9 protein-coding genes and 2 pseudogenes are annotated in these 11,059 nt (G+C 43.4%); 5 read left to right on the top strand and 6 right to left on the bottom strand.

The genetic code is table 11. The annotated features are described in order from the left end of the window. Window positions 1-52: 52 nt before the first annotated feature. A complete protein-coding gene (gene argB, locus ACFFAP_RS00735; protein WP_375509419.1) occupies window positions 53-949 on the bottom strand; it encodes an acetylglutamate kinase in 897 nt (298 codons plus the stop codon). Window positions 950-1,429: 480 nt separating this feature from the next. Between argB and ACFFAP_RS00730 the strand changes: the two genes are divergently transcribed. After that, window positions 1,430-2,032 carry a Uma2 family endonuclease gene (locus ACFFAP_RS00730; RefSeq protein WP_375509418.1) on the top strand — a complete coding sequence of 201 codons (603 nt, stop codon included), beginning with the start codon at window positions 1,430-1,432 and terminating at the stop codon, window positions 2,030-2,032. Window positions 2,033-2,043: 11 nt separating this feature from the next. Here ACFFAP_RS00730 and ACFFAP_RS00725 read toward each other — a convergent pair whose 3' ends face one another. Beyond that, window positions 2,044-2,589 carry a shikimate kinase gene (locus ACFFAP_RS00725; RefSeq protein WP_375509417.1) on the bottom strand — a complete coding sequence of 182 codons (546 nt, stop codon included), beginning with the start codon at window positions 2,587-2,589 and terminating at the stop codon, window positions 2,044-2,046. 177 nt (window positions 2,590-2,766) lie between these two features. On the opposite strand from ACFFAP_RS00725, the gene ACFFAP_RS00720 reads away from it, so the two are divergent. Beyond that, window positions 2,767-3,291, top strand: a complete 525-nt coding sequence (locus ACFFAP_RS00720; protein WP_375509416.1) for a pentapeptide repeat-containing protein — start codon at window positions 2,767-2,769, stop codon at window positions 3,289-3,291. Between the two features lie 78 nt (window positions 3,292-3,369). Here ACFFAP_RS00720 and ACFFAP_RS00715 read toward each other — a convergent pair. Continuing rightward, window positions 3,370-3,765, bottom strand: a pseudogene (locus ACFFAP_RS00715) (NB-ARC domain-containing protein); the annotation flags it as partial. A 626-nt stretch (window positions 3,766-4,391) separates the two neighbouring features. Between ACFFAP_RS00715 and ACFFAP_RS00710 the strand changes: the two are divergent. Then, complete coding sequence (locus ACFFAP_RS00710; RefSeq protein ID WP_375509415.1) at window positions 4,392-4,586, top strand: hypothetical protein; 195 nt, start codon at window positions 4,392-4,394, stop codon at window positions 4,584-4,586. Between the two features lie 19 nt (window positions 4,587-4,605). Here the strand turns inward: ACFFAP_RS00710 and ACFFAP_RS00705 are convergent, their stop codons facing one another. The 3 genes from ACFFAP_RS00705 to ACFFAP_RS00695 all read right to left on the bottom strand — a co-directional run bounded on the left by ACFFAP_RS00705 (window position 4,606) and on the right by ACFFAP_RS00695 (window position 8,464). Beyond that, a complete protein-coding gene (locus ACFFAP_RS00705; protein ID WP_375509414.1) occupies window positions 4,606-5,304 on the bottom strand; it encodes a LapA family protein in 699 nt (232 codons plus the stop codon). A gap of 167 nt (window positions 5,305-5,471) precedes the next feature. Beyond that, a complete protein-coding gene (locus tag ACFFAP_RS00700; RefSeq protein WP_375509413.1) occupies window positions 5,472-6,092 on the bottom strand; it encodes a flavin prenyltransferase UbiX in 621 nt (206 codons plus the stop codon). Between the two features lie 17 nt (window positions 6,093-6,109). Further along, window positions 6,110-8,464 (bottom strand): ribonuclease R family protein, encoded by a 2,355-nt coding sequence (locus tag ACFFAP_RS00695; protein ID WP_375509412.1) that lies wholly within the window; start codon window positions 8,462-8,464, stop codon window positions 6,110-6,112. A gap of 1,103 nt (window positions 8,465-9,567) precedes the next feature. Between ACFFAP_RS00695 and ACFFAP_RS00690 the strand changes: the two genes are divergently transcribed. Together ACFFAP_RS00690 and ACFFAP_RS00685 are read left to right on the top strand one after the other, a co-directional pair. Beyond that, window positions 9,568-10,455: a hypothetical protein gene (locus ACFFAP_RS00690; RefSeq protein WP_375509411.1), complete on the top strand. Its 888-nt coding sequence runs from the start codon at window positions 9,568-9,570 to the stop codon at window positions 10,453-10,455. Between the two features lie 296 nt (window positions 10,456-10,751). Further along, window positions 10,752-10,946 (top strand): annotated as a pseudogene (locus ACFFAP_RS00685) (hypothetical protein); the annotation flags it as partial. Window positions 10,947-11,059: the final 113 nt, after the last annotated feature.

Below are 11,059 nucleotides of genomic sequence, written 5' to 3'. Positions count from 1 at the left end.
CCCCTGCTTTCCCTGCCTCCCCTGCCTCCCCTGCCTTTCTTCCTCTACACCTCTAGAATGTAAATTGCGAACCGAGAATCATCGTCCCAATCCCAACATCAGTAAAGATTTCGAGTAACAGCGCATGAGGAATGCGACCATCAATGATGTGTGCTGCACGGACTCCTTGAGCAAGCGATCGCACACAGCAATTCACTTTAGGAATCATCCCACCGCTGACTACACCATTAGCAATCAACTCGCGGGCTTCGCGGATATCTACTTTTGGAATCAAAGTAGATTGGTCTTTGTAATCTTTTAAAATTCCACTGGTGTCGGTCAGTAAAATTAACTTTTCTGCCCCTAATGCTGCGGCAATTTCTCCAGCTACAGTATCAGCATTGATGTTATAAGCTTGCCCCGTCTCGTCTGCGGCGACGCTAGATACTACCGGAATATAGCCATTGCTAGCGAGGGTGTCCAAAATCTTGATATTCACATTGCTGACTTCCCCCACAAAGCCGATGCCTTCTTGACCTTGGGAACGGGCTGTAAATAGATTACCGTCTTTACCGCAAAGTCCTACAGCCAATCCACCAGCTTGGTTAATCAGGGAGACAATTTCTTTATTAACTCGACCAACTAAAACCATTTCCACCACATCCATTGTGGCGGCATCAGTGACTCGCAGACCATTCTTAAATTGTGGTTCGATGCCCAGCTTATCTAACCAACTGTTAATTTCTGGGCCACCGCCGTGGACTACAATCGGACGCAAGCCCACGCAGGATAAGAATACAATGTCGCGGATAACTTTGTCTTTGAGTGTGCTATCTTTCATCGCTGCGCCACCGTATTTGACAACAACAGTGCGACCGGCGAATTGTTGAATATAAGGTAGTGCTTCGCTTAGTACACGCACACGAGTGGCTTCAGCTTGCCTGATGTATTCAGAATCGTTGTCCGTCATGAGGAGCCTAACACAGAGAGTTAAAACCTATTTCAGTCAGTGTAGAAGACTTTGTAACCTGTAACAATATCTCATAGCTGCCAAGACTAAAAATAGGCTTTTTGTATAGGTCAGGACTTACGCAAAAACTCTCTGAAACTCCTATTCCTCCGTGTCCTCTGCGACCTCTGTGGTTCGATTTTCCGTTACCTTTGCGTAAGTCCTGTAGGTATCACTCACAAATTATCTTGTTTGGATGTCCAGACACCCAGAAGCAAGTCAAGAGACATCGCAGTAATGCGATTCTGCTGGATGAAAAAGACTGTTCTGCTATTAAGGAAAATCTTTACTTATTATCTGTCTCAGAAATGTGAAAATCTATAAAATAAGGACTAGCAACCAGAATCGAAAATTATCAGGATAAATTGAGGAATTTATTGCCAGAAATGCTCCTTCAAACCTCTAGAATTGAAATCATTCGGCTGAAGCTAGGGAATGAAAATGACAACGCTGCTAATCCAAACTGAAAGCACACCCCTAACGGTAAATTTTCCTTCGCTGGTGCAGATGACAAATGAGCAGTTCTACGAATTTTGTCAAGCTAATGGAGATTTACGAATTGAGCGTACTGCCAATGGGGAAGTCATCATCATGCCACCAGCTTTTTCAGATACGGGCAACCGTAACTTTAACATTGCTGCACAGCTGGGGAATTGGACTGAACAAGATGGCACTGGGATAGGCTTTGACTCCAGTACAGGTTTTACGCTACCCAATGGAGCAATGCGTTCCCCTGATGCTTCTTGGATTGAACTGGAGCGCTGGAATGCCTTAACAGATGCACAAAAAGCTTCATTTGCACCAATTTGTCCCAGCTTTGTGATTGAGTTACGCTCCTCTAGCGACCGCCTGATAAAATTACAAGACAAAATGCAGGAGTACATCGATAACGGTGCATCACTAGGCTGGTTAATTGATCGGCAGAATCGAAAAGTCTACATTTACCGTCCGAATCGAGAAGTTGAAATTTTGGATAATCCCGAAGCAGTTACAGGTAATCCAGAATTACCAGGGTTTATCCTGCGGATGGGCAAAATTTGGTAATTTGAGTCTTCTTAATGAGAAACTTGTGTTTTGAGAACGCTAGGAATTGCCTCAATTACTCGCTTGGCAACGTCTTGGGGTGTATCTCCCTCTCGCTCGATGATGTGCAAATCGGCTTGAGAGTAAAGTGGTGTTCGTTGTTCGAGGAGCGATCGCAATTTACCCTTGGGATCGGCATCTTGCAGCAGTGGTCTTGTAGTATCCTCAGCTAAACGGCTGTAAATTATTTCCACTGGCGCATCTAGCCACACTATCAAACCGTGGTGCAAGTAACCCCAGTTTTCTCGCCGCAGTATAATGCCCCCACCCGTTGCTATAGTCAACTTTGTAAAAGCACAAACTTGTGACAGCACATCGCTTTCTACCTGGCGAAACCCTGCTTCACCTACTTGAGCAAATAACTGATTGATAGATTTACCTGTTGCTTGGGCAATAACATTATCGGTATCCACAAACCCATAACCCAGTTCCTTTGCCAGTAAGCGCCCTACTGTTGTCTTACCAACGCCCATTATCCCAATTAAGTACAGGTTAACTCCTTGTAATAAGCTGCCCACCAGTCGATTTGCTCCAATTATAAATTTTCTTAACTTCTAAATCCTAACTTTTTACTCTACTTTAAATTTCTGAGTTTAAGTTTGGGATGCTCCCGCTATGATTGCATCAATGGCTAGGCGCAGGCATATACTTGATGGTCTATCTGTTGCCGGATTTTAGAGAATTGGTAGTAAATCATGGCTTGGGAAATTACTGCTGAGGAGCTGTTGGCTCGGTATGCTGACGGAGAACGAAACTTCGCGGGGATTGAGTTGATTCAATCCGAGGGTGTTCCCCTCGACAGTTCGATTGACCTTGAAGGCGCTATTTTGAGAGATATCAACTTGCGCGGAGCCTATTTGAGACAAGCCGATTTGAGTAAAGCCGATTTGACTGGAGCCGATTTGTTTGGTGTTTCCTTGGAAGGCGCTTGGTTGAAACGTGCTATTGTCAGGGATGCTAATTTGTATTCCGCCAACTTGAGTTGGTGTGACTTGACTGAAGCCGATTTGAAAGGAACCAATTTGGCTCACATTAATGCTACTTATGCTATCTTTTGTGGGGCTAATATCGATAGTTTCGAGTTCGCTATTTTGATTGAAACTAACTTCCGAAATGCTTACATCGTTCCAAACATTATTTGGAGTTATGGAAATTTTGTTTACAATACCACTATGCCTGATGGCACTATCAAAACCGGGCCTTTTTTCGGGGAGTTTTAGCTCGGAGGTCGGGTTTCGTGTCTCAACCAACATTATATGACTGGTATCCAACCAAAACACATCAAAGGCGCAAACAATTTCTTGTCCTTTGTTAGTTTTTAGTCCAGTAATTTCTGGTTGCCCTTGTAACCAATCTTTTTTATACCCAGCTTTTTCTAGTAAGTGTGTCACGCAACTCCAGTTTTTTATCTTAGCTGAGTATTCCGCCTGGTTACTCAGCATTTATTTTATGTATTTATATAATCAATTAGAAAGATAAACTCTAACAGTACTGCTATTAGGACTTTGATAAACTATATTAGCAATTTCCGCAGAACTACAACTGCAAAGGAAACATCTCAGGAATTTATTTTCAACGGTCGTCAAGGCTTTTTCCTTTGCAAAGACCAAATTTACGTATAACTTTTCTAACTTTATATTGTTTTTAGCTTCTACAAAGTCATCTTCTCTTTGAGTTGAATTAATTGCTATTATTACTGTTATCAATGTATTGAAAGTAACTTATGCAAGAGATTAACATACCTCTTGCATAATTATTTTGTGCTATCATAAAGGGTTTTATAAAAAATGCATATCAAAATCTATACTGAGAACCTATGTTACCTCATTAGTATGTCTGATTGAGATAGAAAGCATATTTTTAAAACCTCCTATTGTACCATGAATTATTTTTGCAAGAGGTCTAACGATTATTCTGTGAAATAACCATAAATAATTTCTAAGGAATGTAGTAACTTTCCTGAAGTAACTTGGTAATTGCTGCATAGCAATTGCTATGCTTAATGAAAAAATTAACATAGCTTGTTTGAAACTTTATCCACACAATTACTGTCTATCTAAATAATCCAAGTTTTCACTCTGGTGGGTAATTTTAAGTATAGACAATACTGTGTTTCTAGTAGCACAGGGTGGTTATTCTAAAAGTTCAGTTATAACAAGCCCCAATCAATTAAATGTTTCCTATAAAGGTGTAAATAATGACTTATATCCTGCGATCGCCCAGAAAAGCTTGCCAAGTTGAAATTTCGGCACAAAGACTACTGCATATTTCACCCCAATAAGCCTGAATGAATAAATATAGGATGGATGAGGCGTCAACTATGACTCGAATTCGTGATGTTGTACAAAAAGCTTTAGTAACTGGCTATTTAACAGTAGAAGCTGAAAATCAACTACGACAACTGTTGGCTACCCGATATGACTTGGAAGATTTTAATGCTTTCATGACTTTGCAGGAAGCTGCCATGACTGGTAAGGTCAAGCAAGAGTCTAGAGAGCGGTGTGGCATCAAGTAGAGACGTAGCCTGCTACATCTCACCGACGGGGGCGTTTACCATCATCTTCAAAATCATCATCATCATCAAAAAATTCCCAATCATCATCATCGGCTTGATTGGTAGTTGGCGGCTGATAAGGGGGGATGATTACCCGGTAATCAGCATCATAAACGGATTCAGTTTTTCCCGCAGCCGTATTTTTTGGTTCCTGGTAGCTGTAGGAGTAAACTGAACCAGACTGAGAACTGCTTTTGGCTTCTGATTGACGTTCGTAAGTTTTAGAGTCTTTAGGCTGTTGACTTTGAGGATTACGGGTAGATGTTTCCTCTGACTTTTCATCAAAGTTCCAATCATCATCTTTACTGCCATTTGTCTCCCAATCATCAAATACATCACTAGTAGGTTCTTCTTTTTTACTAGCTGGTGGTGGAGAATTGGCAGGGCGAGATGTAAATTCTTCTCTACGGGTTGCCTTCGCACGAGGCGTTGTACTTCGGCGGTCAGGAGTTTGGCGTTGTCTTCCCCCAAAATAATTGGATAAGTTAAACAAGGTAGCAATCAATATAGATGTGAAAGCACCAGTGGCAGTACTAAACAAAATCCATATAGCTAGTGGTAATGGTTGAGTTCGCACGCCCAAAAATACTAGCGATAGGGCAGGTGAGAAATTTTGGACTAATAACAGCGTTAGTCCTCCCAGTACTGCCACCAATAGAATTAAGCGAATTACAGCCATAGCAATTTTGTCAGTTGTCAGTTATCAGTGGTTAGTAGTCAGTGGTCAGTTATCAGTCTGATTATTCTTCGCTAATTACTGTTAACTGACTACTGACACTATCAGCCATCTCTATCATTACCTTTTTAGGACTATTGTGAAATTTACAATATAATCCACTGAGGGTGTTAGCGACGACCTTGCCACCGCTGAATTGGGATGCAGTCAATATCTAGTTGATCTAAAGCACGAGCAACGACAAAATCAACTAAATCCTCAATGGTTTGGGGATTATGATACCAGGCAGGAATAGCGGGGACAATTCTCACTCCAACTTCTGCTAGAGAGGTTAAGTTACGGAGGTGGATGAGGCTAAAAGGGGTTTCACGAGGAACAATGACCAGCTTTCGTCCTTCTTTGAGTTGGACATCCGCGGCTCGTTCTAGTAAATCGGAACTCAAGCCAACCGCTAGCTTTGCCACTGTGCTCATGCTGCATGGAATAATTATCATCCCCAGAGTGGCAAAGGAACCACTGGCAATCCCGGCTCCAACATCACTCCAAGGATGGCAGCGGAGTTTACCCGAAATTGCAACTCCAGCTTGCTCTCGCCAGAATTGTTCTTGCCCAGTTGGTTCTGGTGGCATCCGAATTTCCTGTTCTGCCTGCCAAACCATGTAAGTTGATTTAGAGGCAACCAATTCAATACTATACTCCGCTTCTAGCAAAAATTTGATTGCCCGAACAGCGTAAATCAGACCAGATGCGCCCGATACGCCTAAGATTAGAGGCTTTGTGTTATTTGACACGGAAGTTTTACTGAATTTTACTCGTCCTCAGAGTAAGGATCTAGGTCATCAGGCTCAATGTCATTTGGTAAGTAGAGGTCTGAAAGCTCCTCATTGGAAGGACTGCCAGTTAAACCTCTGGCTAAACCATCGCTGCCGACTGTTACCAAATCAATTTGCTGACGGTAGTAATCGACACTTTTGACTTGGACGGCGACGCGATCGCCTAATCTGTAGGAAGCGCGATTTTTGCGACCAAACAGTGCCTGTTGTCTGGCGCGATATTCATACCAATCGTCTTTGAGAGAACTGACGTGTACCAATCCTTCTACCCTCAAAGGCACACCAGGATTACTGCTGGACTCCACTTCGGCTGCTGGTACTTCAATTTCCACAAAGAAACCGTAGGATTGAACCCCAGTAATCACGCCTTGAAATACCTGACCGATGCGTTGCTTCATCAGTTGGGCTTTTTGCAGTCCAGCTAAATCGGCTTCGGCTTCTTGGACTTCTTTTTCTCGGTCGTTGATTTGGACAATTACCCTAGTTAAATCGCTTTGCAGTTCTTGTTGCAATTCTGGGGGTAAAACGTTCCAGTTAATTTCCTCGTGGCTGGAGGAGTGGCGCAGGTTAACGCGCTCTCTCACACGGGTATTGCGGCGATCGCGTCCGTTTTCGAGTAGCGTGTAATACACTCTCTGCATGAGCAAATCTGGGTAACGCCGCAAGGGAGCGCTAAAATGGACATATTGCGGTAGTGCCAGACCAAAGTGAGATCCTTTGGTGGTGCTGTACGCAGAGGGCTTTAGTGTATCTTGTAACAAATAAGTAAGAACTTGCTCAGAGGGAGATTCGGCAAAAGCTGTGGTCAAATGTTGGTAATCTAAAGGTTGGATATCAACTTCTGGATCTAGTGTGAGCTCAACGCCTAAATTGACTGCCAATTTCAGCATTTCCTGGACATCTTCCACATCAGGTGTGCCTTGGACTCGCCAGATGGCGGGAACACCAAGAGCATTTAAGTGAGTTGCTACCAGTTGATTAACTAATAGCACCAACTCTGTGAGTAGCGATCGCACTGGTAAATCATTCACCACCACAGCGCCGAGAATCCCCTCATCATAATAGGCGTTTTGGCTGGGCGGCAGATTCAACTGGAGACTACCACGAGTCAACCTTACCTGTTTCACGGCTGTTTGCAAGGCTTGGAGGTCTTGCAGTATTTGGGAAACCTGTGGAGATTGCTCAAAAGATTCACCTGTGAGAATTGCTTGGGCAAGTTCAGTACTCAGTGCAGTCTCGACGTTAATCACACTGGGTTGAATTTCCCACTCCAGGACTTGTCCAGATTGGGGATCAATGGTAATTAAAAAAGAGATGGTTAAGCGATCGCTCCCAGGTACTAAAGAACAGCGTTCTGCCACACCTGGGGGCAAAATTGGCAGCACTAATTCTCCCAGATACACTGATTTGCCCCGTTTGAGTGCTTCTCTATCTAGGGCTTCGTCAGGTTGGACATAGTGAGAAACATCGGTGATATGAACGCCCAAAAGCCAATTTCCGGCTAGGTTTTTTTCTAAACTAAAAGCGTTTTCTATAACTTTGGTATCCCCATTTACCCCTTCAATGGTGAAGGTAAATAAATTACGCAAATCCAGCCGATTTTTCACGTCTGCTTTGAGTAGCTTTTTGGGCAACTTAGCGGCTGCATCTAGCACATTATCTGGAAAAGTCCGGGAAAGGTCGTGTTTGCAAGTAACTAAATCTATATCAGCAGCAGCTTCGGCATCGCTACCGAGAATTTGCACCACTCGACCGAGGGGAGGATATTGTGCCAATGGGTAACGCAAAACTTCTACATGAACCAGGTGATCGATCGCTTCTTCCAATTTCGCCCCGTTAGGCTGGATCTTGAGTTCAAACAGCAATCGATCATCTAAAGGCACAGCCCGGAAACCAGCTTCCACCTGCTTAATTCGTGCCAGTAAAGTGTGGTTGGAACGTTCTAGAATCAGCTTCACCTCCCCTTCGGGAGAGCGACGGCGACTGCCTTCTTTGAGAACTCTGACCAAAACGCGATCGCCATTCCAAGCATTACTCAGATGACTTTCGCGGATGTAAATATCCTCAGCCCCTTCCACATCTTGAATAGCAAAGCAAAAGCCTTTACTAGAACAACGGAGTTTTGCCTCGATTATTCCCTCTTCTGCGACACGGCGGTACTTGCCCCGTTCTTTTACTAAAATACCGATTTTTTCGAGAACATCTAAGGCAATGTGAAGTTTTTGTAAACTTTTTTCATCTTCACAGCCAAGTTTCTTTTCTAAAACCTTCCGAGCTACCAATTTATCATCGGTGAAATTGGCAAGGAGTGTAGCGATTGAAAATTCCATGCAGTGAACCGACCTTTGGTCAAAACATCATTTGTTGTTTAATCTGGTTCTTTTCTGTATACCCTCACGGCTTACAGAAACAAGTTGGAAACGAATTGCTCAGAGGCAAGACTTCCTAAGTTCTAAGGAAAGGAAGCCCAACCCCGCAAGAGCGATAAACTACTCCCGCAGTTCCGAGCAAAGGAAGGCGACCCACAGACAACTCTGGGCGTCTACGAACTTCTCACTGCACGATGCTCTCAGAGTTCGCCTGCGTTCAAGTCTCTTCACCTAACCAAACTTAAGATTACACGCCTGATTACAATTTAGCCCCGCTAAGTAATTACGCGACGGGTTTTTGAGAAGCTGGGTTTAGAGAATCCATGCTGCCCAAAAGCGCTATGCAGGGGAGCCACTGCCGTGAGGCAGCCCCCGTCTTGGCGGTTCCCGTCGATAGCGCCACGGAGAGCGAGTCTTCTCCCAAGGGGAGACGCTAAGAGCGAACGAGCGTCTGGGGGACTGCCTCACCCGAAGGGTCTTGGGGTTTCCCCAAGTGGAGCAAGTGGCGTGGAAACTACAGGTGTTTGATTGTCTAGAGTGAAGGTAATTTTACGACATTAGACTCTGATTTTGAACTAGGCGGAACTGCCATGAACCCAATTTTCCCACATGTAGAATCGGTAACAATTAGGTGAGCAGCTTAATAAGCAGTGAGGGCGAACCTTATCTCCATTATTGTAGATTTAGAGCGCACTTCCAGAAAATACTTCTAGATATCGACTTGGGTAATCAGTATAGCATTGCGGCTAAGACTACCCAGGTAAGTTAGCACTTGCTAAAAATTTCATCAAAAAAGAGCTACTGCTACAATTGGGACACAAGACAAAGCAAGAATATCGCCTTGATAGAGAATTATGCTTACTCATAGCCTGCCACGAAAGTGATTACACATAGTAAGCAATTAAAAATGAACGCGAACAGCGTCTCGTAGAGAAGAAATGCAATATTGGCAGGCATTCTGGGTATCAAGTGGATGTAAATTAAAGTAAGGGCAGCTGATCTCGCTTAAACATACAGGCAGTATCAACCCTGTTATTAAAAATATTTAGATTGGTAGCAGTATTATGTTGGCTCAATTCCAGAGCTTGTATCCCAAAGGCAGTCTGATTTCTGAATTAGTGCAAATTTTTCAAGGAAAATATATTGTCCGGGCAAGCGTGCAAATAGAAGGCGTAACCCGTGCTACTGGTATGGCAGCAGCAGAAACAGTAGAAGCAGCAGAAGACCAAGCCAGAACCAGGGCACTGATAGTTTTGGGTATTACAAATGCGCCACAGCAATCAGTGGCATTTAGCTCAAATCCAATTCCCCCAGCGCAGCTAAACCCTTCCTTGAATACCAAAGGTGGATTGAATGAGTCTGCTGCTTATTCCTCTGCAAAAGATGAGGATTTTGTTGGTAGTCAGTGGCCAGTGGTCAGCGACAAAGAAATATCGATACCGCCTTCTAAAGTACGGAACATCAAACCAGAAGTAGTAACAAACAATAACGAACAGTACGGGTACAGCAGTGGTGCGTCCCTACCAAGCGATACCTATAGCCAGGATTTAGGTCAAAACTTTCCTGTGACTGCTAACCAGGAGCTAGAATTTGATCCTCCAGTTGAAAACTTGGAAATAACTTTTGATAACCAGCTGGAAAATCAAACCTTTCCAGCAATTTCTGCCAATAATGTCACACCATTTACACCTCGAAGTTACAGCCCTCAAGAGGATGTCGTCACCCCGTCAGTGACAGGAAAGAGAAAGAAGAAAGCTGAACCCGTGGATTTATCGGATGTAATTGCTAAAACAGATGTCGAACTTCAGCGCTTAGGCTGGACACCAGAACAGGGGCGGGAGCATCTGATTAAAACCTACGGTAAGCGGGGGCGAACTTTGCTGACTGAAGAAGAATTGCATGGATTCCTTAAATACCTCCAATCTGAGCCAGACCCATTAGCGGGATTTTGATTAGTCATTAGTCATTAGTCATTGAGTAAGGACTAATGACTAATAACGTAGGCTGTTGAAACTGTGACGAAGTTATGGAACCTGTGAATTTTGCTAAACTACTTGCTCAAATAGATGCCGAAATGCAGCGATTACGCCAGACAACAGAGCAGAGACGGTAACATCTCAAAAACTACTATGAGAAGCGATCGCTTACTTTGCTGACAGAAGTAGAATTACTAGACTTCCTCCAATACCTTACATCTCAACTGACACCACCATTAGACAAAGTTCTGATTGCTCAAACAGATAAAGTTCTGATTGCTCAAACAAATGTTGAACTTCAGCGTTTAGGCTCGACACCAGAACAAGGACGGGAACATCTGATTGAAACCTATGGTAAGCGATGTCTACGACGGGCTGCGCCTACGCGTTTTTTCCTAAACGATGAGGAATTGCATGAATTCCTCCAATATCTCCAATCTCAGCCAGACCCAATAGTAGGATTTTGATTTCCAACTCGTAAATCAAGTTTTGAACTTCTAAATCAAGTTTTGAACTTCTAAATCGAGTTTTGAACTTCTAAATCGAGTTTTGAACTTCTAAATCGAGTTTTGAACTTCTA

Source organism: uncultured Nostoc sp., assembly GCF_964245575.1.
Classification (GTDB): Bacteria; Cyanobacteriota; Cyanobacteriia; order Cyanobacteriales; family Nostocaceae; genus Nostoc.
The sequence above is the reverse complement of the archived record's forward strand: the minus strand, read 5'-3'. Positions and strand labels throughout refer to the sequence as shown.

Excerpts from the sequence above, each read along its gene's own strand:
- argB (WP_375509419.1), bottom strand. The coding sequence starts at position 949 with ATGACGGACAACGATTCTGAATACATCAGGCAAGCTGAAGCCACTCGT.
- ACFFAP_RS00730 (WP_375509418.1), top strand. The coding sequence starts at position 1,430 with ATGACAACGCTGCTAATCCAAACTGAAAGCACACCCCTAACGGTAAAT.
- ACFFAP_RS00720 (WP_375509416.1), top strand. The coding sequence starts at position 2,767 with ATGGCTTGGGAAATTACTGCTGAGGAGCTGTTGGCTCGGTATGCTGAC.
- ACFFAP_RS00710 (WP_375509415.1), top strand. The coding sequence starts at position 4,392 with ATGACTCGAATTCGTGATGTTGTACAAAAAGCTTTAGTAACTGGCTAT.
- ACFFAP_RS00705 (WP_375509414.1), bottom strand. The coding sequence starts at position 5,304 with ATGGCTGTAATTCGCTTAATTCTATTGGTGGCAGTACTGGGAGGACTA.
- ACFFAP_RS00695 (WP_375509412.1), bottom strand. The coding sequence starts at position 8,464 with ATGGAATTTTCAATCGCTACACTCCTTGCCAATTTCACCGATGATAAA.
- ACFFAP_RS00690 (WP_375509411.1), top strand. The coding sequence starts at position 9,568 with ATGTTGGCTCAATTCCAGAGCTTGTATCCCAAAGGCAGTCTGATTTCT.